Source organism: Deinococcus apachensis DSM 19763 (genome assembly GCF_000381345.1).
Lineage (GTDB): Bacteria > Deinococcota > Deinococci > Deinococcales > Deinococcaceae > Deinococcus > Deinococcus apachensis.
This window is the reverse complement of the sequence record NZ_KB906411.1, coordinates 42333-63336: the sequence shown is the minus strand read 5'-3', so window position 1 is coordinate 63336 and position 21004 is coordinate 42333. Positions and strand designations below refer to the sequence as shown.

The window sequence follows — 21004 nt, the reverse complement described above, 5'->3', positions numbered from 1 at the left end:
AGTGCAACCCTACGTCTTCGCGGGCGGCACGGCGGTCCTGACGGGCGCGGCGAGCGGCATCGGGCGAGCGCTGGCCTCCCGGCTGGCGGAGCGCGGCAGCCACCTCGCGCTGATCGACCGGGACGAGGAGGGGCTGCGGACGCTGGTGGCCCGGCTGCGGCCCGAATACCCGGAATTGAGGATCAGCGTCCACCCCTTCGACCTGTCCCGGACGGCGGAGATTCCCGATCTGGCCGACGCGGTGCTGCGGGAATATCCCCGGGTGACCCTGCTGGTCAACAACGCGGGCGTGGCATTGGGCGGCGCCTTCACCCAGGTCAGCGAGGAGGAGTTCGACTGGGTGATGGACGTCAACTTCCGGGCTGTCGTCGCCATGACAAGAGCGTTCCTGCCCGCGCTGCGCTCTGAACTGGGCTCGCATCTGGTCAACGTCTCCAGCCTGTTCGGGCTCATCGGCCCGGTGGGGCAGAGCGCGTACTCGTCGAGCAAGTTCGCGGTGCGGGGCTTTACGGAGGTGCTGCGCCATGAGCTTCCACCGCTGGGGGTGGGCGTGACCGCCGTGCATCCGGGAGGGGTCCGGACGAACATCGCCCGGAACGCCCGGGTGGGCAACGGGGTCGGCGCCAGCGACGCACAGGCAGGTCAGCGGGAATTCGAGCGTCTGCTCCGTCTCGACCCCGCCCAGGCCGCCGGGATCATCCTGAGGGGAGTCGAGCGCCGCCAGCCCCGCGTTCTCGTCGGCAATGACGCCAGAATGCTCGATCTGCTCGCGCGCTTGCGGCCAGGCTCATACGGGCAGGTGATAGAGGTGTTGATGCGTTCGACCGGGGGAGGTCGGTAGGGACAACCAAACCACCTTCAACAATGCCCCGGCAGGTTGTCCGGGATGCCGGTGTTCTGCCGCGCCGCGGGTCGGGCCCATTCACCCCCACCCAGCCTCCTTCTCGAGGGGGAGGAGCAAAAAATCACGTCTCGGTGCGGCTTATCAGAACCCAGAGTTGGAAAGAGACCAAAACTCACCGAACCGTTTTCAGGCCAGCGCCCCGTAGGCGGGCAGGGTCAGGAACTCCACGAGGGGCGAGCGGGTCGCCACCTCCTTGAACAGCCGTCCCGCCTCCGCGAAGTCCGGGCCGAGCTTGCCTAGTTCCTCCGCGAAGAGGGTGTCCAGCAGTTCCGCCGTCAGCGTCCGGCCATCCTCCAGCCTGACCCCGTGGTGCAGCCACTGCCACAGTTGCGCGCGGCTGATCTCCGCCGTGGCCGCGTCTTCCATCAGGTTGTGGATGGGCACCGCGCCCCGGCCCTGAAGCCACGCGGCCAGGTACTGGATGCCCACGCTGATGTTCGTCCGCACGCCCCCCTCGGTGATCGTCCCCTCCGGCGGGGTGAGGAGGTCGGGCGCCGTCACCCGCAGGTCGGCCTGCTTGCCCGAGTCGATCTGATTGGCGCCCGGCATCAGGCGGTCGAACACTTCCGTCGCCAGTTCTACCATGCCGGGGTGCGCGACCCAGGTGCCGTCGTGGCCGTTCGTCGCCTCGCGCTCCTTGTCCAGCCGCACCTGCGTGAAGGCGCGCTCGTTCGCCGACGGGTCGTTCTTGACCGGAATAAAGGCGCTCATCCCGCCGATGGCTGGAGCCCCGCGCTTGTGACAGGTCTGAATGGCGAGCCTGGAGTAGTTGGACATCATCGGGACCGCCATCGTCACCTGCGCCCGGTCAGGCAGGATGCGGTCGTTCCGGTTCCTGAGCTTCTTGATGTACGAGAAGATGTAGTCCCAGCGCCCCGCGTTCAGGCCCGCCGAATGCTCGCGCAGCTCATACAGAATCTCGTCCATCTCGAAGGCGGCGAGGATCGTCTCGATCAGGACCGTCGCCCGGATGGTGCCGCGTGGAGCGCCGAGGGTGTCTTCCGCGAAAGTGAACACGTCGTTCCACCAGCGCGCTTCGAGATGGCTTTCGAGCTTGGGAATGTAGAAATACGTCCCCGTGCCCCGGTTCAGCCGCTCGTGCAGGTTGTGGAAGGCATACAGGCCGAAGTCGAAGAGGGACCCGCTCATGACCTCGCCGTCCACCGCGATGTGCTTTTCGGGGAGGTGCAGGCCGCGCGGACGGACCAGGAGCATGGCGACCCGTTCGTTCAGGCGGTAGCTCTTGCCGCCCTGCTCCAGGCTGATCGTGCCGCGCACGGCGTCGCGCAGGTTGAGCTGGCCCTCGACCATGTTCTCCCAGGTGGGGCTGCTGGCGTCCTCGAAGTCGGCCATGAACATCCGGGCGCCGCTATTCAGGGCGTTGATGATCATCTTGCGGTCCACCGGCCCGGTGATCTCCACCCGGCGATCCTGGAGGTCGGCGGGGAGTGGGCTGATCTTCCAGTCCCCCGCCCGGATGTGCGCCGTCCCGGGCAGGAAGCCGGGCAGCTCGCCCGCGTCCAGCCGCCCCTGCCGCTCCTCGCGGGCCGCCAGCAGCTCGCGGCGCCGGGCATCGAAGCGGCGGTGCAGCTCGGCCACGAAGGTCAGGGCCTCAGGGGTCAGCACTCCGGCGAACGCCTCCTGCACGGGGGCAGTGATGGACAGGCCAGCGGGCAGATGCGGAAGGGTGGTCACGGCAACCTCCTGGGGGCGCGAAACGGGCGGGGATGATCCAGCGGGTGAAGGTGGTGCCTATCGTAGGGCCGGGCCGGGGCCAGGAGGCGTCTCCCGGTGAGTGACGCTACAATTCTCCCTCCACGAGGATCGCGCGGTAGTCGCCCACGTTGTGCCCAGTCGGCCCGGTGATCAGGGCGTCCCCCAGCGCGGCAAAGAAGGAGCCCGAGTCGTTGCGGGCGAGGAAATCGCGCGGGTCGAGACCCAGGGACCGGGCGCGTGCCAGTGAGTCGGGTGTGAGAGAAGCCCCCGCCGCGTCGCTGCGGCCGTCGATCCCGTCCGACCCGGCCGAAAGGGCGTAGACACCGCGCTCGCCAAGTTCGTGTAGGAGCGCCAGCGCGAACTCCTGATTGCGCCCGCCCCAGCCATCGCCGCGAACCGTGACGGTGGCCTCTCCACCAGAAAGAAGCACCAGCGGCCCCCGGAAAGGTGTGCCGTAGGCTCGAATACTCCGCACGAGCGAGGCATGGAATCCGGCGAGGTCCCGCGCCTCTCCCGCGAAGGTGTCCGAGAGGATCACGGCCCGCACGCCCCGCTCCTCCAGAACCCTCCGCGCCGCCTCCAGCAGCACCCGGTTGGAGCCGATGACGACGTTCTCGACGTGGGGGAGTTCGCCGGGCTTCGGCGTCTCGGGAAGGTTACCCTGAATCCCTGCCCGCAGATGGGCGCGGGCTTCGGGAGCCTCCACCCGGTAACGGTCCAGCACGTCCAGAGCCTCCGCGAAGGTCGTCGGATCGGGCACCGTGGGACCGCTGGCAATCACCGAAGGATCGTCGCCGATCACGTCGGAGAGCAGCAGGGCGCGGACCTGAGCTTGGGTGGCCCGCGCCAGCCACCCCCCTTTGACCCGGGAGAGGTGCTTGCGGACGGCGTTGATCTCCACAATGTTGGCCCCCGCACGCAGCAGATCACGCGTGAGGGCCTGTTTCTGCGCCAGCGTCACGCCCCACGGCGCGCTCAGCAGCGCACTCCCACCCCCCGAGACGAGGACGAGCAGCCGGGCGCCCGCGGGCAGGGCACGAACCCGGGTGAGAGCCGCCTCGGCCGCACGCACGCTGTGTTCGTCGGGGACGGGATGGCTGCCGGGCAAGACTTCCACCCCTGGCGGGGCGCTCAGGTCAGGCGTCCCGCGGGGGGGAACGGCCAGACCCGGCACACCGGGATAGGTTTCCAGCGCCGCCCGCAGCATCGGCAGCGCGGCCTTTCCAAAGGCGAGCACGAGGTCGGGGCGCGGCCCGGTAAGAAAGGGAGCGAGCAGGTGAGCGGGGGCCACCGCCTCTAGGGCCGACCGGAAGCTGTGTTCAAGCAGGGCACGCCTCTCCATGTCACCATTCTCGGGGAGGCGGCGCCAAGGTCAGCCTCCCCACCCACCGGAGCCCCCCTTGACCCCACCCATCCCCTACGTTCACCTCAGGCTTCAGGCGCAGTTCGCCGTCCGCCGCCGCGCCCTGCTCGCCCGTCCGCGTGCCTGGACGCCCGGTTTCGATCCCCGGAGCGCCCATATCCGGGATGGCGACTGGCAGGTGGCACCCCCACCCGCCGAGTTGCACGCCCGCAAGGTGGAGGTGCTGGTGGAGCCCAATGACACCGGGGCCCTCCGCGCGGCGCTCGCGGCCTCCCCCGACGCGCTGATCTTCGACTTCGACGATACCTTCTCGCCTACTGCGGCAAACGTCCAGGCGGCCTACGTAAACCTCCGAACCGCCGCGAGGCTGGGCAGCCCCCTCCCCATGACCCGCCCCCGCCCGCTGTACCTGGAGGACGGGGAGGGAGGCAGCGCCAGCATCAGTGACCTCGCCGCCTTCGTGAGTGCATTCGCCGGGCGCGAGACGCTGTACCTCTACCTGCCCAAGCTGGAATTTCCCGACGAGGCCGAGTTCTGGAACGATCTGCTGGGGGAAACCGAGCGGCTGAGCGGGCGCGAGCCGAATTCCCTGCGCGTCTGCATTCAGATCGAGACGCTGCCCGGCGCCTTCCACGCCGAGGAACTGCTGTACGGGCTGCGGGACCGGGCCTTCGGCCTGAACGCGGGGCGCTGGGACTACGTGTTCAGTGCGGTGAAGTGGTTGGGCAGGGACCCCGGCTTCTGCCTGCCCGAACGGACCGCGCTGCACATGGGCCAGCCCGCGATGCAGGCTTATGAGGCTCATCTCGCCCGCGTCTGTGCTCGTCGAGGCGCGCAGGCCATCGGGGGCACGGCAGCGCTGGCCCCCGATCCAGCTCATCCTGAACCCGCCCTCGCCGTCGTGCGCGCCGACAAGGAACGGGAGGCGGCGCAGGGGTACGTGGCCGCCTGGGCCGGGTTGCCGGAACTCATCCCCACCGTGCGCTCCGTCTTCCAGTCCCGCCCGCCCACCTCTCCACCATCCCCTTTGCCCGAGGCGGAGGTGGCGGCCGGGCTCCTCGCCTTCCCACAGGCAGAAACGGTGCCGCTCGCCGCCGTCCACGACGCTATCCGCGTGGCCTGCGACTACTTCCGCGCGTGGCTGGGCGGGCGGGGCGTGATCGTGCGGGCGGGGCGGGTGGAGGACACCGCAACCGCGGAACTCGCCCGGGCGCAGCTCTGGCTGTGGGTCCGTCACCGTCTCCCGCTGGACCACGGGGAGCCGTTGACGCCCACCCTCTTCGGGCAGCTCCTTGCCCAGCAGGCCGACCCACAGGAACCCGCCGCCCGGTTGCTGCGCGCCCTGGTCCTGTCCGAATCCTGCCCCGCCTTCTTCCCAGCGGTGGCCCGCACGCTTGACGAGGTATCCCCCCCATGACTGTCGCCCTTCCCTGGTCCGAACTCGCTGGCCGCGCCCTCGCCTGCTGCACCGAGATCGCCGCCTTCACCGAGCAGCCCGGCTGCACCACGCGCACCTTCCTCTGTGCCCCCATGCGCGAGGTCCACGCCTGGCTGAACACCTGGGCCGCCTCGCTGGGGCTGGAGACGCACCTGGACGCGGTGGGAAACTGGCATACCACTCGTCCGAGCCTGAACCCGGACGCCCGCACCCTGATCCTCGCCTCGCACCTCGACTCCGTGCCGAACGCGGGGGCCTACGACGGCGTGCTGGGCGTGGTGTTGGGGCTGACCCTGCTCGAAGCGCTGCGGGATACCCCTCTCCCCTACCACGTCCGCGTGGTCGGCTTCAGCGAGGAGGAGGGGGTGCGCTTCGGCGTGCCCTTCATCGGGAGCCGGGCGCTGGTCGGCACCGCGGATGAACTGCTGGGCCTGACGGACGCGGGGGGGACGACGGTGGCGCAAACGATCACGGCCTACGGTCTGGACCCCGCCGCGCTGCCGGAGGCACGGCTCCGGGAGGACGTGCTGGGCTATCTGGAGTTCCACATCGAGCAGGGGCCGGTGCTGGAAGCGGAGGGTCGGCCCCTTGGTCCCGTCGAGGCCATCGTGGGGCAGGCGCGGCTGAACCTGCGCTTCACTGGGTGGGCGAACCACGCGGGCACCACGCCGATGGGGCTGCGCCGGGACGCGCTGGCTGGGGCGAGCGCCTTCGTGCTGGCCGCCGAGACGCTTGCCCGCGCGACACCCGGCCTGGTCGCCACCGTCGGCTCGCTTACCCCTTTCCCGGGGGCGATCAACGTGATTCCCGGCGAGGTCTGGCTCACCCTCGACATTCGCCACGCGCGGGACGAGGTGCGGCAAGGGACCCTGGAGCGGCTGCTCGCCGAGGGGCAGCGCATTGCGTGGGAACGCCACCTCGCCTTCAGCCACGAGCCGCGGATGGAGGAGCGGGCGACGCCGATGGACCCGGCCCTCACCTCTCTGCTGGTCGAGGCCCTGGCCGCCGAGGGCCTCGACGCCCCGGCGATGGTCAGCGGCGCCGGGCACGACGCGATGATCGTCGCGCCCATCTGGCCCGCCACCATGCTCTTCCTCCGCAGCCCCGGCGGCGTGAGCCACCACCCCGACGAGGCCGTGCTGCCGGAGGACGTGGCGGCCGCCCTGCGCGTCGGCGCCCGCTTCCTCACCCTGCTCGCCGCGCGGGAAGAAACCCGTACCCCATTCCAGGAGGACACCCCTTGACCCTGAAACAGCTTGGCCTGACGCGCAGCGTCGTCGCCCCCGAGTTCGCGCTCCTGACGCCCGAAACCTTCATCCGCACCGCCGTGGCCGAGTGGAAGAACACGGCCTGCCTCGTCCACATCGCCCCGGTGATCGGGCAGGGCGCCCGCTTCACCCAGTTCACGGCGGAGATGGCGCCGGGCGCGGAGGCGGGTCCCCCTCCCCCCGGCATCCAGCGTTTCGTCTTTGTGCTGGACGGTCAGGTCGAACTGCACGTGAACGGCGAGACGCACCGCCTGGGTGAGTACGGCTACGCCTACCTCCCCGCCGGAACAGACCATACCCTGCGCGCCGGGCACGCCGCCCGCGTCTCCGTCTTCGAGAAGCGTTTTCACCCCCAGGCCCTGGGCCTGCCCGCACCCGAACTGGTTATCGGCAACGAGCGCGAGGTGCCGGGCAGCGAGTTCGAGGGCGACCCCGGCCTCATCGCCCGCAAGCTGCTGCCCGACCAGCCCCAGTTCGATTTCATCGTCACCACCATGAGCTACGCGCCGGGCGCGACCCTGCCCTACGTCGAGATCCACTACATGGAACACGGCCTGCTGATGCTGGAGGGCGAGGGCATCTACCGCCTGGGCGAGCGCTTCCTGCCGGTGACGAAGGGCGACGTGATCTGGATGGGCGCCCACTGTCCGCAGTGGTACGGGGCGCTGGGCAAGACGTGGAGCAAGTACCTGCTGTACAAGGACATGAACCGCCACCCGCTGGAACTGCAGTAGCCCGGCCCTCCCCCTGACTTTGACCTACCTATAGGTAGAGACTTCGCCCATGCCGGGACAGAAAGACACCCTCCACCAGATTCTGGACGTGGCGCAGGAACTCGTCCAGGAGCGGGGGTTCAACGCGGTGAGCTACGCGGACATCAGCCGCCGCCTCGGCATTCGCAACGCCAGCATCCACGACCACTTTCCCGGCAAGGCTGATCTGGGCGTGGCCCTCGTGCGGCGCTCCCGGGAGCGATTGGAACGCGAGCTGGAGGCCATCACCCAGGTCACCGACTCCGGCCCGGGGCGGCTGGAACGCTACCTGACGGCCTACCGAACGGTGGTCCACGAGGACGGCCGTATCTGCCTGTGCGCGGTCCTCGCCGGGGACGACAACACGCTGCCGGAGGAGATGCGCCGGGAGGTCCGCGCCTCTTTTGACCTCAACGAGGGCTGGCTCACCGAGGTGTTCGCCTGGGGCCGCTCACGGGGAGAGCTCACCTTCACGGGCACGCCTGGTGAGGCCGCCTTGGAGGGGGCGATGCTCCTCGCCCGCTCGTACCAGGATATCCGGCGCTTCGAGGCGATCGGCCGCCGCGCGGTCAAGGAGATCCGCGCCGCCTGACCCTCTTTGGCTCGGCTTTTCTGATTCAGGCGCTCGTCGATGCCCCCGTGCTGCGACACCTCTTCCGCGTGGCCTTGCGGCTGGCGCTCCCCGCCGCGCTCGTGCCCCCGCTGGTTGGACGGAGCAGACGAGCAGCAGCGCGGCGTAGAAATGCAGACCGCCACATGCCGGAGAGGGGCGAAACTCCGGATGTCCCTCAGGGGACGGGGTGCATGACAACCGGGAAGGGAGGCGCAACAACGGGAACGCGAAGCACCCGGAGTTGCAGTCCGGGTGCGGAAAGGAGGTGAATCCTTGTGTCCAAGCAACGTAAGGGTATACCCAAGCGCCCGCGCAGGCCATGAAAGCCCGTTGAAACCGCCGTGACGATCACGGCGATCAGCGCGCTTCTTACCCGCCTCGCGGCGCTCCTGAACGCCCTGAAATCAGCCTCTCCCCCGGTTGCGCCCTTTCTTGAAGAGCCGCCTTTCGCCCTGCTGCGGGCGACTTTTCTTTGGTTCACGGGACAGCCCGGGTCCAGCTCCGGGTGGGGCGCGTCCTTCCCATCCCAACCTGGCGGCGTCTCCCCAATAGTCAACGATCATTCCCCCGACCCTATCCACAACGAAAAAAAGTCCTGGCGCTCAGACCAGGACTGGTGTGAACAGCTCGCGGTGAACGCTACTCCGAGAGCCAGATATACCGGGCGAGCAGCAGCGCGGCCACGACGTACAGGATGGGGCTGACCTGCCGCCCCCGCCCACTCAGCAGCTTGACCGCCGCGTAGCTGATCACGCCCAGGCTGACGCCGTTGGCGATGGAAAAGGTGAGCGGCATGGCGAGGATGGTCAGGAAGGCGGGCAGGGCGTCGCTGATGTCGCCCCAGTCCACGTGGCGCACACCCTCCATCATCATCGCGCCGACCAGAATCAGGGCGGGGGCGGTCGCGGCGCCGGGAATCGCGGCGGCGAGCGGCCACAGGAACATGGCGAGCAGGAACAGCACGCCGACGGTGACGGCGGTCAGCCCGGTGCGCCCCCCCTCCCCAATGCCCGAGGCGCTCTCGACGTACGCGGTGGTCGTCGAGGTGCCCATGAAGGCGCCGAACATCGCGGCCAGACCGTCCATGGCGAAGAGGCGCCGGGCGCGGGGCATGTTCCCGCTCGCGTCGAGGAAGCCCGCCCGCTGCGCGAGGCCGGTGAGGGTGCCCGTCGCGTCGAAGAAGTCCACGAAGAAGAAGGTGAAGACCACGCTCAGCAGGCCCAGGCCCAGCGCCCCGGCGATGTCGAGCTGCCCGACGAGCGAGGAGGGCCAGACCGGCGTGCCGAAGATGCCCAGAAAGGAGCCACCGAAGCCGGGAAAGGCCTGGAGGGCCCCGTTCGCCCCGCCCGCGTACACGGCCGCCCGGGTGACGATGGCGATCAGGCTGGTCGCCAGGATGCCCCACAGGATCGCGCCCGTGACTCGCCGCGCCATCAGCACGGTGGAGATCAGCAGGCCCAGCAGCGCCAGCAGGACGGACGGCGTGCCGAGGTTGCCCAGCCCCACGATGGTGGCCGGATTGGTCACCACGATCCCCGCGCTCCGCAGCCCCAGGAAGGCCAGGAATGCGCCGATGCCCCCGGTAATGGCAAATTTCAGCGAGTTCGGAATGGCCTGCACGATAGCCTGCCGTGCGCCGAGAACACTGAGCAGCACGAACAGCACGCCGCTGATAAACACCGCGCCGAGCGCCGTCTGCCAGGGAACGCCCAGCCCCTGCACCACCGTGAAGGCGAAGAAGGCGTTCAGCCCCATGCCCGGCGCCTGCGCGAAGGGATAGCGCGCGACCAGCCCCATGACGAAGGACCCGAAGGCCGCCGCGATGGCCGTGGTCATCAGCAGTTGCACGAAGGCGTTGGGCACCTGGATCGCCGTGCCGAGCACCTGCGGGTTCACGAAGAGGATGTAACTCATCGTGAGAAAGGTCGTGAGGCCCGCGCGCACCTCGCGGGAGACGGTCGAGCCCTGGGCACTCAGGCCGAAGTAACGGTCGAGGCCGGAGCGGGGGGCGGCGGGAGTGGTGGACGCATCGGACATGGGGGACTCCTGGCGGGAACGGGGGGCACGCGGAGGGCGGGCCGGGAGTGACCCTCCGATGAGGCAGAGTACTCCGGCTCACCCCCAAGGAACACCACCCACCGGACCTGAGCGGCGGGCGGCGGGGCCACTCCCGCCGGAGGTGCCTTTGCAACGCCACCCACAGTCCCCCGGGCAGGAGAAGGTCCCGGGGCCGAAGAGGTTCCTCCCTTTATCCCCGGGAGACCAGGCTTGCCCCTCTCCCCAGCAGATGAAGGGCGCCGCGAAGGAGTGGGGGGGAAGGGCAGAGCGTCTTTGACCAGGCAAACGCGCTCAGGACGGCCCCTGGTCCGCTTCGAGCCAGAACGAGCTGATGGCCCGCACCGTCGCCGTGAATTCCGCCGGGTGCGCCGGTTTGGTGATGAACAGGCTCGCGCCCGTCTCGTAGCTGCGCCCCCGATCTGCCTCCTGGGCGCTGACGGTGAGGACCACGACGGGCACGTGCCGCAGCGCCGCGCTGGCGCGGATGGCTTCCAGCACTTCCAGACCGCTCATGTCGGGCAGGCCGAGGTCGAGCAGGATCAGGTCCGGATCGTCCTCGCCACGCCCCGTGTAGGCGCCGCGGCGATACAGGTAGTCGAGCGCGTCGGTGCCGCGGGGAATCACCGTCACGTCACGGACCCCGCGCTCGGCGAGGGCGCGGCGAATCAGGAGGGCCTCGTCCGCCGTGTCCTCGATGAGCAGCACGCGCGCGGGCAGGGCGTCGGGCGGCGTCATGCCCCTCCCGCGAGCAACCCGGGGCGTGGTTGGGCGAGGGTGAAGGTCGAAAGCACACGTCAGCCTAGCGGAAAAGCCACGAAGAAGGTCGCGCCCTCCCCCGGCCGCCCCTCGGCCCAGACGCGGCCGCCGTGGCGGGTCACGATGCGGCGCACGTTTGCCAGGCCCACACCGGTGCCCTCGAAGTCCTCCTGTCGGTGCAGGCGGCCAAAGGGCGTGAACAGCCGGTCGGCGTACTGCGGATCGAAACCCGCCCCGTTGTCGCTCACGGCGAGCAATACCTCGTCACCCGTGACCTCCGCCGTCACGCTGATCACGGCGTGTTCGCGCCCGCGCGTGTACTTGAGGGCGTTCGACAGCAGGTTTTGCAGCACGAGGCGCAGCAGACCGGGATCGCCGGGCACCCCGGGCAGGGCGCCCACCTGCCACGTCACCTGCCGCCCTTCCTCGTCGGGCGCGAGTTCCAGGCGCACACCCTGCACCAGGGCCGCGAGGTCCACGTTGACCCGCCGCACCTCCTGGCGGCCCAGCCGCGCGTGCGTGAGCAGCGACTCGATCAGCGCCGACATGCGGGCCGCCGCGGTGGCGATGTGGTCCAGGTACCGCTCCAGGCGCCCGTCCGGTCCGGGCGGCAGCCCGCGTGCCAGGTCCGCGAAGCCCGCGATGTGACGCAGAGGTGCCCGCAGGTCGTGCGACACCGAGTACGAGAAAGCCTCCAGCTCCCGGTTGAGGTCGGCGAGTTCACCGGCGCGCGCCTCCAGCTGCGCGTGCTGCCGCGCGACCTGCGCCAGGGCCTCCGAGCGCTCCAGCCCGGTTTGCAGTTGCCGCACGGCGGTGACCAGCAGCGCCCGGTCGGCCTCCTGCCAGGTGCGCTGCCGGAAGATCGCCACCGCGATCACGCCCCGCGCCTCCCCCCCGACCGACAGCGGCAGCACGGCGAGCGCGCCCACGTGGGCCAGGGGGTGCGCCGGGTCGCCATGCCGGTCGGGCACCACGCCCTCGAACGCGGCCTTCCCCTCCGCGAACGCCCGCTCCAGCGTGGCGAGGGCCCCACGCGGCACCCCGCGCTCCAGCGTCTCGCGCAGGGCCTCGCTGCGCGGGTCGCCCACCAGGGAACGCAGCCGCCACAGGTCACCCTCCGGTTCCAGGTACGCGCTCACCCCCTCGGGCAGCAGGGCCAGCAGCCTCTCCTGGGCGCGCGTCACGAGGCGGCGCTCGTCGGTCTCGGTCGCCAGTTCCCTGGAGAGGGCCGCGAAGGCCTCCAGCGCGCGGTTGCGCGCCGCCAGCTCGCTGCTGGCGCGGAAGAATTGCAGCGTGCGGGCCTCCACCGCGCGCTCCAGCACGCTGTCCGCCTCCGGCGCCCCCGGCCCCGCGAGCAGCCCCAGCTCCGCGCCCGCACGGTCGGCGAGCAGCGTCAGCAGCGTCCCGACCCGGGCCGGGTCGAGCGCCGGGTGCGCCGCGACGTGGAGGATGCCCAGCGGCTCCCCGCGGCAGCGCAGGGGGACCTTCCATTCGTGCGCCTCGGGCGGGGCCGCATCCGCCCACCCCTCCCCGAGGTCCAGCCAGCAGGCGCTCGCCACGCGCGGCACGAGCAGGTCCCGCAGCGCCTGCCCCACATCCGCCCAGCTGCGCGCCGCCCCCAGCCGCTCGGTCGCCTCCAGCAGCAGGGTCTCCACCTCGGGGTGCTCCTGGTTCGCCTGGAGGAAAGGAGCGCTCTGCACGCGGGCACTATATGAAAAGGTGGAGGAGGGAAACTTCAAGAAATGTTAAGACACTGGCGGGCCTTCCATCGGCGACATGGCCGTTATCCTGTCCCGAAGTCCGGCTGGGTTGCCGCCGGGGTCGCCGTGTTATGCCTTTCCCCTGCCCCCAAGTTCCAGGTCTACCCGCAGTGGTGAGGGATTGACCCTCCCCGCCCAGGTCCGGCCTGACGACCTCCTGCTGGCGCTGCCCCGCCCCGCCTGCCTCACGGACGACGCGGCTGTCATCCTGGCGGCCAACCCGGCGTTCAAGGCACGGGTGCCCGCGCCCCCAACCGGACGGTTCTTGTTAGACACGCTGAACTTCTCTGGCGCCGCGCGGAGACGGGCGCAGGCGGGGTGGGAAGCCGCCCGGGAACGCGGGGAGCCCCTCGTGACCGCCTTCGCCCCCCCGGCGGGCTGGTGCGCGCGCTGGGAGGCGGGACCCCTGGGGGGCGGCGTCTGGCTGCACACCTTCGAGGAGGCCCGGGAGGAGACCGGCACCCTGGCCGCGCTGCTCGCTGAGGCGTTCGACCAGGCGCCCATCGGGTTCGCGTTGTTCGATGCGGACGGGCGCTACCTGCGGGTGAATGACACGCTGGCGGGGATGAACGGCCTGCCCGCCGGGGCGCATGTGGGCCGCACCGTCGGCGAGCTGCTGCCCGGCCTCCCCGCCGAGGTCACGCGCCGCCTGGGGGACACCCTTCGCCAGGGCACCCGGGGGAGCCCGGTCGAGGTGCTGGGCCAGACTCCCGCCACCCCCGGCGAGCCACGGGCCTGGCTGGTGGACCAGTACCCGCTGCACGGGCCGGACGGCGGGGTGGTGGGGGCGGCGGGGCTCGCCATCGACATCACCGAGCGCAGGCGCGCCGAACTCGCGCTCCGGACGCAGGCGCGCACCCTGCGCGAACAGACCGAGCTGCTCGCCCTGGCGAACGAGACCGTGATCGTGCGCGACCCCGTGAGCCGGGTGGTGGAGTGGAACCCGGCGGCAGAGGCCCTGTACGGGTACGCGGCCGGGGAGGCGCGCGGGCAGGTGACGCACAGCCTGCTCCGCACCCGCTTTCCCGAGTCGCGGGAGGCGGTCGACCGCGCGCTGTTCGGGGCGGGCTTCTGGGAGGGCGAACTCACGCATCTGCGGCGGGGCGGGGAGGAGATCGTCGTGCTGAGCCGCCAGGCCGTGCAGCGCGACGAGCGCGGCAGGGTGCGGGCCATCCTGGAGGTCAACTGGGACATCACGGCCCGCAAACGCGCCGAGCAGCGGCTGGAGGACCTCAACCGGACCCTGGAGCGCCGGGTGGCCGAGCGCACCGCGGAGCTGATCGCCACGAACGAGGAGCTGGAGGCGTTCGCCTACACCGTCGCACACGACCTGCGCGCGCCGCTGCGCTCCATCGGGGGGTTCGCGCACGCCGTGCGGGAGGACCACGCGGGCACGCTGGACGAGGAGGGGCAGGACATGCTGCGGCGCATCGAGCACAACGCCGAGCGCCTGGACCGGCTGATCCGCGACCTCCTGGCCTACAGCCACCTGGGCCGCACGCCGCTGCACCTCGGGCCGGTGCGGCTGGACGGGGTCTTCGGGCAGGTGCTGGGGGACCTCGGGCCGGAGATCCGCGCCCGGCAGGCGTCGGTGGAGGTCGCCTCGCCCCTGCCCGCGGTGCTGGGGGACGAGATAACGCTGCGCCAGGTGGCGTTCAACCTGCTCGGCAACGCCCTGAAGTTCGTCGCCCCCGGGGTGCGGCCCGAGGTGCGCGTGTGGGCCGAGCCGTGCGGCGAGCGGGTCCGGGTGTGGGTGGAGGACAACGGCATCGGGGTGGAGGCGCGGCACGAGCAGCGCATCTTCCGGGTGTTCGAGCGGCTGCACACCCTGGAGGAATACCCTGGGACCGGGGTGGGGCTCGCCATCGTGAAAAAAGGGGTGGAGCGGATGAACGGCCGGGTGGGCGTCAGGGCGGGTGAGCGCGGCGGGAGCCGCTTCTGGTTCGAGTTGCCCCCCGGCCCGGGGGCGGCGTGAGCGCGGACGTGTTGCTCATCGAGGACAGCGCGGACGACGTGCTGTTCATCCGGCGGGCCTTTCGAGCCGCCGAGGCCGACGTGGCGCTGCGGGTCGCCTGCGACGGCGAGCAGGCCCTGGAGGCGCTGGGCGCGGAGCGCGTGCCGGACCTGATCCTGCTCGACCTGAAGCTGCCGCGCGTGGGCGGCCTGGAAGTGCTGTCCTGGCTGCGCGCCCAAGCGCACCTCGCGCTGGTACCGGTGGTGGTGCTCACCGGGTCGCACGAGCCGCAGGACGTGCGCGGCGCGTACGAGCTGGGCGCCAACTCGTACCTCGTCAAGCCCGTGAACGCCGAGGCGCTGCGCCACCTGGTGGGAACTCTGGGGGCATACTGGCTGCGCCTCAACACCCGGCCCCCGGGCCGCTGACCGGGGTCAGCCGGGGAGCGTCAGGCGTGGGCCGCCTGGGGCGCGAAGGCCCGGCGGTATACCACGTCGCCCCCCACCCACACCTGCGCCACATCGGCCTGGGTGCCGAGGGTGAAGAGGTCGGCCAGCACGCGCTCCGGGCCGTCCGCGTGCCGCAGGACCGTGTCCAGGGTGCCCCCGGGAGGCGGGCGCAGGTACACGGCGTCGAAGGCCCGGCCCTCGCCGAAGTCCCCGGTCAGCCCCTCCAGCCCCAGCGCCCGCGCCCCCGCCCGGGTGACGAGGTAGAGCAGGTGGGCCGGGGTCAGCGGCGCCCCCTCCGGTCCCAGAAGCTGCTGCATGAAGTAGGCCTGGAGCCCCTCCTTGAGCATCGAAAAGCCGGTGCCGCCCCCCACGTCGGTGCCCAGCGAGACGTGGACCCCGGCCCGCAGGTGGCGCCGCAGCGGGAACAGGCCGCTCCCCAGCGACGAGTTGCTGCACGGGCAGTGGGCGGCCGCGCAGCGGCGCTCGGCCATCACGCCAAGTTCGCGGTCGGTGGGGTGGACATTGTGGGCGAGGACGGAGCGGCCGGTCACCAGCCCCGCCCGCTCGTAGGTGTCGAGGTAGTCGCGGGCGCCCGTAAAGAGCCCCCGCACCGTCTCGACCTCGCGCGGGCTCTCGTTGATGTGGGAGGTGAAGCGTACGTCCGGGAATTCGGCGAGCAGGGAGGCGCAGGCGTCGAGAACATTCTCACTGGTGGACAGGGAGAAGCGCGGGGTGACGGCGTAGAGGCTGCGTCCGACCCCGTGCCAGCGCTCAATCAGCGCTTTGCCCTCGGCGTAGGTCCGCTCCGGGGTCGTGTGGAGCTCGGGGCGCAGCAAGCGGTCGGAGACGACCTGCCCGGCGACGACCCGCAGGCCACTCGCCCCCGCCTCGCCGAAGAACACGTCCATCGCGGAGGCATAGTGGCTGCCGAAGACGAGCGCGGTCGTGGTGCCGTTCGCCGCGAGGGCGGACAGGAACTCGCGGGCCACGCTGCGGGCGTAGGTGTCGTCCGCCAGCCGGGCCTCCTCGGGCAATGTATTTTTGTCCAGCCACTCCAGCAGCCCCATCCCCAGGCCGCCCAGCACCCGCACCTGGGGGTAATGCACGTGGGTGTCCACGAAGCCGGGGAGCAGCACGCCGCCGCGCAGGTCCACGACCTCGGCCTCGGGATGGGCGGCGCGCACCTCCGGGTAGTCGCCGCAGGCCACGATGCGGCCGTCCTCGACCAGCAGGGCACCGTCATCGTGCGTTCGCAGCGCAGCGGGATCGGCGAAGGGGCTTGTGGGCGTGTGCATCAGGGCGGCGCGGTAGAGCTTCATGGAGTCCTTTGAGTTGGGGAGAAGGAGACGGGTTCGGCGGCTTCCAGCACGGTCTGAAGCTGGGCGGCCATGCTCAGGGCGATGACCGCCGGACTTTTGCCGCGAATACCGGGAAGGCCGACGGGCGTGGTGATCCGGGCGAGGCCAGCCTCGGTGTGGCCCAGCGCCCGCAGTTGCTCGCGGAACCGCGCCCACTTGGCCCGAGACCCGATCAGGCCGGTAAAGCCCAGGTCGGACCGGCGCAGGGCCGCGTCGCACAGGGCGGCGTCCTCCGCGTGATCGTGGGTCAGGATGACGAGGTGGGTGCCGGGAGGCACCTCGGCCAGCACCATCTCGGGAATGGGGGCGTGGTGGATGTGGAGGCGGGCGGGAGCGTCCTGCAGGGGGGCCAGCCGCTCGGGTGTGAGCTGCGCGGCCCGCGAGTCGATCAGGTGAAGATTGACCTCCAGCCGCGAAAGGAAGCGTGCGAGTTCCAGACCCACGTGCCCCACCCCGAAGACGGCCAGGGTGGGCCGCCCAGTCCTGAGCGGTTCGAGCAGCAGCGTCACCTCGCCGCCGCAGCACTGCCGCCCGTACTCGTTCGGGGCGCGGTCGGTCAGGCGCAGGGTGAGGAGTTCGGGGGTGGAGGCCCCGCAGGCGATCAGGGCGCGGGCGCGTTCCACGGCGGTCGCCTCCAGGTTGCCGCCGCCCACGCTGTCCCAGGTCGCCTCACGGGAGACGACCATCTTCGCGCCCGCCTCCCGGGGAGCGTGGCCCCGTACCGCCGCGACGGTGACGAGGACGCCCGGCTCGCCGCGTTCGGAGAGAGTTTGCACCGCGTCCAGCCAGCCCGGCATCTCAGTCCGCCGCCACTTCAGTTCGGACGCTCGCCTGCCGGGCCGCGTCCAGTGCCCAGAACACGGCCTCCGGTGTGGCGGGGCTGGCGAGGAGGGTGGAACGCTCCCCGAGACCAAAAGCTGCCGCCGCCTGCCGCAGCGCCTCGCGCACGCTGATCGCCAGCATCAGGGGGGGCTCGCCGACCGCCTTGGAGCCGTAGACCACGCCGCTCTCGGTGGCGCGTTCCAGCAGGGCGACGTTGAACACCTCCGGCATCTCCGAGAGGCTGGGCAGCTTGTAGGTGCTCGCGGCCTGGGTGGCGAGGCGACCCCGGTAAGGCCCGTCCGAGGTGTCCCAGCGCAGGTCCTCCAGGGTCAGCCACCCCGCCCCCTGCACGAAGCCGCCCTCCACCTGCCCGAGGTCGATCAGCGGCGAGAGGCTGTCTCCCACGTCGTGCAGGATGTCCACCCGGCGCAGGCGGTAGGCCCCGGTGAAACCGTCCACCTCGACCTCGGAGACGGCGGCACCGTACGAGAAGTATTTGAAGGGCTCGCCGCGCATCGCCTCTCGGTCCCAGTGCAGGCCGGGCGTGCGGTAGTAGCCCGCCGCCCAGAGCTGAGTTCGCAGGTGATAGGCGTCGTGGACGACCTCGCGGAAGTCCAGGCCGAGTTCGGGGTACCCGACCGGGAAGACGCGCCCGCCCTCGAAGCGCACGTCCCCCGGGTGGATGCCGAGGGTGCCCACCTTCGCCTTGCCCTTCGCGCTCAGCGACCCCGCCGCCACGGCTGCCAGCCGTTCCTTGATCTGCTCGCAGGCGTCCTTGACCGCGCCGCCGTTGAGGTCCGCGCCGCTGCTCGCCGCCGTCGCGGAGGTGTTGGGCACCTTGTCCGTGCGGGTGGGGGCCAGGCGAACGCAGGAGAGCGGGACGCCGAGCGCGGTTGCGGCCACCTGAAGCATCTTCGTGTGCAGCCCCTGCCCCATCTCGGTGCCGCCGTGGTTGATGAGGACCGAGCCGTCCTTGTACACGTGGACGAGGGCGCCCGCCTGGTTGTATGCCGTGAAGTTGAAGGAGATGCCGAACTTGACGGGGGTGACGGCAAGGCCGCGCTTGACGTGGGGATGGGCGGCATTGAAGGCCCGCACCTCTTCCTGACGGGCGACGAAGTCGGAGCGGGAGAGGAGCGTGTCCCACACCTCATGCATCCGCTCGGCGTGGCGGACAGGCTGGCCGTAGGGTGTGCTCTCACCCGGCTGGTAGAAGTTGCGCGCCCGCAGCTCGTGCGCCTCCAGGCCCAGCAGCGGCGCGCAGCGGCCCAGGATGTCCTCGATCACCAGCATCCCCTGCGGCCCGCCGAAGCCCCGGAAGGCCGTCTGGGAGGTCTTGTTCGTCCTGGCGATCCGGCCGTGAACCTCCACATGCGGGATGAAGTAGGCGTTGTCGATGTGGCACAGCGCCCGCGCCATTACCGGCTCGGAGAGATCGAGGCTCCACCCCCCGTCGGAGGTGAGGGTGGCCCGGAGGGCGAGCAGGCGTCCGTCCGCGTCGAAGCCGACCTTCCAGCTCGCGTGGAAGGGGTGGCGCTTGCCCGTCAGGGTGAGGTCCTGCTGACGATTCAGGCGGAGGCGAACGGGGCGGCCGGTCAGAACAGCTCCGAGGGCGGCCACCGCCGCGTACCCGTGCGGCTGCATCTCCTTGCCGCCGAAGCCGCCGCCCATCCGCAGGCACTGGACGGTGACCGCATGACTGGGAAGCCCGAGGACATGCGCCACGATCTCCTGCGTCTCGGTGGGGTGCTGGGTACTGCTCTGCACGAAGACCTGCCCCCACTCGTCCACCTGCGCGAGCGAGGCGTTCGTCTCCAGGTAGAAGTGCTCCTGGCCACCCATCTCGAACTCACCCTCGAAGATGTGGGTGGCCTGCGTGAGGCCGTGTTCCACGTCGCCCCGCCTCACGGTGGACTGGGCGCCCTGGAAGGACTGCGCCCCGATGGCCTCCTGAAGGGTCAGGATGGCGGGCAGCGGTTCGTACTCGACCTCAATGGTCTGCGCGCCCAGCCGGGCGGCCTCGCTGCTCTCGGCGAGGACCCAGCAGACCGCCTGGCCGTGGTACATGACTTCGGACGGAAACAGCAGCTCGTCGTGCTTCACCCCCGCGTCGTTCAGGCCGGGTACGTCGGCGGCGGTGAGGACGCGGACGACGCCGGGCACCTCCAGCGCTGGGGTGATGTGCAGCCGGGTCACGCGGGCGTGGGCGTGCGGCGCCTGGAGCGGCCAGGCGTGGAGGAGGTTCTGGAGGCGCACGCCCAGGTCGTCGGTGTACAGCGCGTGCCCGGTGACGTGCCCCTCGGCGCTCTCGTGGGGGATGGCCTCGCCCACGGCGCCCCCCGGCGGACGTTCGTACAGGCTGGTCATGCGGTCACCTCCTGGGCGGGCTTCTGGAAGTAGAACTTCAGCAGGGCCTGTTCCAGCATCGCCGCACGGTAGGCCGCACTGGCGCGGTGGTCGTCCAGCGGCGTGCCCTCTCCACGCAGGACCCGGGCCGCCTCGCGGACGGTCCGCTCATTCCACGGCTGACTGATCAGGACTTCCTCGGTGGCATAAGCTCGAATAGGTGTAGCCGCCACTCCTCCCAGCCCGATCCGGACCGAGCGCACCACCTCCCCGTCGAGGTCCAGCGCGATGCCGACCGCCACGCTGGAGATGTCGTCGAAGCGGCGCTTGGCGATCTTGTAGAAGCCGCTCAGGGGCGCGAGGGGCAGTGGGATTCCCACGGCGCGGATGAGTTCGTCCCCCCGGCGCACCGTGCGGCGGTAGCCCGTGAAGTAGTCGGCCAGGGGCACCTCGCGCTCACCCGAAGCGGAGACCAGCACCACCCGCGCGTCCAGCGCGAGCAGCACGGGCGGGCTGTCCCCGATGGGACTGGCCGTGCCCAGGTTGCCCCCCAGCGTGGCGCTGTTGCGAATCAGGCGCGAGGCAAAGAGGGGAAGCCATTCGGCCAGCAACGGCACCCGGCCTGCCAGCCGCCGCTCGATGTCCGAGAGCGTCAGGCCCGCGCCGATCTCCAGGTGGTCCGGATTCCAGGTCAGGGTTTGCAATTCGGGCAGGCCGTCCAGGGCCACCGTGATGGCCGCGCGCGAGTGCCGGAGATTCACGTCCACCCCCCAGTCGGTGCCCCCTGCCAGGAGCACGGCCCCGGGCTGCGCGGCGAGCAGGTCAAGGGCCTCGGCCAGCGTGGTGGGCCGATGAAACTCGCCGTCAGGAGTCTGGAGGTGGGTGGGCTGCGGGAGGGGCGGGGCCTCCGACCGGCGCTGGGTGAGCAGATCCTCTTCGGCGGGGCTGCCCAGCGCCCGCGCCGCGTCCACAATGGGGCGGTACCCTGTGCAGCGGCAGAGATTCCCGCTCAGGGCGTGAATGTCGAAGTCGTCGGCGGGTCGGCCCTGCCGGTAATACTCGGCGGCCATGCTGACCACGAAACCGGGGGTGCAGTAGCCGCACTGGCTGCCGCCCCGTACGGCGAGTTCGCGCTGGACGGGGTGCAGATGGCCCGGCGTGCCCAGCCCCTCGGCGGTCACGACCTCTCCCCCATTGAGGGCGGCGAGAAGTACTAGACAACTGTTCACGGATTCCAGCCGCGTGCCGCCTCCCTCCGCCGGGCGGGCCACCAGCACCGCGCAGGCCCCGCATTCCCCCTCCGCGCAGCCTTCCTTGCTGCCGGTCAGACCCTGGTCGCGCAGCCAGTTCAGCAGGGTGGTGTGAGGCCGCACATCCCGCGCCTCGCACGGCACGCCATTCACAGTCAGGGTGATGCTGTTCATCCTCGCTCCTTCATGGAGGGAAA

General features: G+C 70.8%; 16 protein-coding genes. 7 read left to right on the top strand and 9 right to left on the bottom strand.

Translation table 11 applies throughout. The features are described 5' to 3' along the window. The first annotated feature begins 1 nt into the window (after window position 1). Window positions 2-841, top strand: a complete 840-nt coding sequence (locus F784_RS0116625) for an SDR family NAD(P)-dependent oxidoreductase (RefSeq protein WP_019587857.1) — start codon at window positions 2-4, stop codon at window positions 839-841. A gap of 189 nt (window positions 842-1030) precedes the next feature. On the opposite strand, the gene aceB is transcribed toward F784_RS0116625, so the two are convergent. Both aceB and F784_RS0116615 read right to left on the bottom strand, forming a co-directional pair. Beyond that, on the bottom strand, window positions 1031-2599 hold the full coding sequence (gene aceB / locus F784_RS0116620) for a malate synthase A (RefSeq protein WP_019587856.1): 1569 nt from the start codon (window positions 2597-2599) through the stop codon (window positions 1031-1033). 106 nt (window positions 2600-2705) lie between these two features. Next, entirely contained in the window at window positions 2706-3962 is a 1257-nt protein-coding gene (locus F784_RS0116615) for a glycerate kinase type-2 family protein (protein WP_019587855.1), read from the bottom strand. Window positions 3963-4020: 58 nt separating this feature from the next. On the opposite strand from F784_RS0116615, the gene F784_RS0116610 reads away from it, so the two are divergent. From F784_RS0116610 to F784_RS0116595, 4 genes are read left to right on the top strand one after another with little or no spacing between them, the layout of a single operon-like run. Further along, complete coding sequence (locus F784_RS0116610) at window positions 4021-5400, top strand: aldolase/citrate lyase/malate synthase family protein (protein ID WP_019587854.1); 1380 nt, start codon at window positions 4021-4023, stop codon at window positions 5398-5400. Continuing rightward, window positions 5397-6665 (top strand): allantoate amidohydrolase, encoded by a 1269-nt coding sequence (locus tag F784_RS0116605; protein WP_019587853.1) that lies wholly within the window; start codon window positions 5397-5399, stop codon window positions 6663-6665. Before F784_RS0116610 ends, F784_RS0116605 begins: the two co-directional genes overlap by 4 nt. Continuing rightward, window positions 6662-7423, top strand: a complete 762-nt coding sequence (gene allE / locus F784_RS0116600; protein ID WP_019587852.1) for a (S)-ureidoglycine aminohydrolase — start codon at window positions 6662-6664, stop codon at window positions 7421-7423. The genes F784_RS0116605 and allE overlap by 4 nt, the downstream gene beginning before the upstream one ends. A 49-nt stretch (window positions 7424-7472) precedes the next feature. Continuing rightward, window positions 7473-8033, top strand: coding sequence for a TetR/AcrR family transcriptional regulator (locus F784_RS0116595; RefSeq protein WP_019587851.1), 561 nt, complete (start codon window positions 7473-7475; stop codon window positions 8031-8033). Between the two features lie 660 nt (window positions 8034-8693). Here the strand turns inward: F784_RS0116595 and F784_RS0116590 are convergent. From F784_RS0116590 to F784_RS23610, 3 genes are all read right to left on the bottom strand, one after another. Continuing rightward, a complete protein-coding gene (locus F784_RS0116590) occupies window positions 8694-10091 on the bottom strand; it encodes an NCS2 family permease (protein WP_019587850.1) in 1398 nt (465 codons plus the stop codon). Window positions 10092-10403: 312 nt separating this feature from the next. Beyond that, complete coding sequence (locus F784_RS0116585) at window positions 10404-10847, bottom strand: response regulator (RefSeq protein ID WP_019587849.1); 444 nt, start codon at window positions 10845-10847, stop codon at window positions 10404-10406. Between the two features lie 59 nt (window positions 10848-10906). Then, window positions 10907-12568 carry a sensor histidine kinase gene (locus F784_RS23610; protein ID WP_019587848.1) on the bottom strand — a complete coding sequence of 554 codons (1662 nt, stop codon included), beginning with the start codon at window positions 12566-12568 and terminating at the stop codon, window positions 10907-10909. Window positions 12569-12749: 181 nt separating this feature from the next. On the opposite strand from F784_RS23610, the gene F784_RS24795 reads away from it, so the two are divergent. Next, window positions 12750-14603: a sensor histidine kinase gene (locus F784_RS24795; RefSeq protein WP_019587847.1), complete on the top strand. Its 1854-nt coding sequence runs from the start codon at window positions 12750-12752 to the stop codon at window positions 14601-14603. Next, window positions 14600-15010 carry a response regulator gene (locus tag F784_RS0116570; RefSeq protein ID WP_019587846.1) on the top strand — a complete coding sequence of 137 codons (411 nt, stop codon included), beginning with the start codon at window positions 14600-14602 and terminating at the stop codon, window positions 15008-15010. The genes F784_RS24795 and F784_RS0116570 overlap by 4 nt, the downstream gene beginning before the upstream one ends. Window positions 15011-15030: 20 nt before the next feature. On the opposite strand, the gene guaD is transcribed toward F784_RS0116570, so the two are convergent. Genes guaD through F784_RS0116550 form a run of 4 tightly spaced genes read right to left on the bottom strand, consistent with a single transcriptional unit; the run spans window position 15031 to window position 20981 of the window. Continuing rightward, complete coding sequence (gene guaD / locus F784_RS0116565) at window positions 15031-16350, bottom strand: guanine deaminase (protein WP_019587845.1); 1320 nt, start codon at window positions 16348-16350, stop codon at window positions 15031-15033. After that, the gene (gene xdhC / locus F784_RS0116560) at window positions 16347-17186 is read right to left on the bottom strand and encodes a xanthine dehydrogenase accessory protein XdhC (RefSeq protein ID WP_019587844.1); all 840 of its coding nucleotides are present in this window, start codon (window positions 17184-17186) and stop codon (window positions 16347-16349) included. The genes guaD and xdhC overlap by 4 nt, the downstream gene beginning before the upstream one ends. Before the next feature lies 1 nt (window position 17187). Then, window positions 17188-19578 (bottom strand): xanthine dehydrogenase molybdopterin binding subunit, encoded by a 2391-nt coding sequence (gene xdhB, locus F784_RS0116555; protein ID WP_019587843.1) that lies wholly within the window; start codon window positions 19576-19578, stop codon window positions 17188-17190. Then, window positions 19575-20981 carry a xanthine dehydrogenase small subunit gene (locus F784_RS0116550; RefSeq protein WP_019587842.1) on the bottom strand — a complete coding sequence of 469 codons (1407 nt, stop codon included), beginning with the start codon at window positions 20979-20981 and terminating at the stop codon, window positions 19575-19577. The genes xdhB and F784_RS0116550 overlap by 4 nt, the downstream gene beginning before the upstream one ends. Window positions 20982-21004 lie beyond the last annotated feature (23 nt).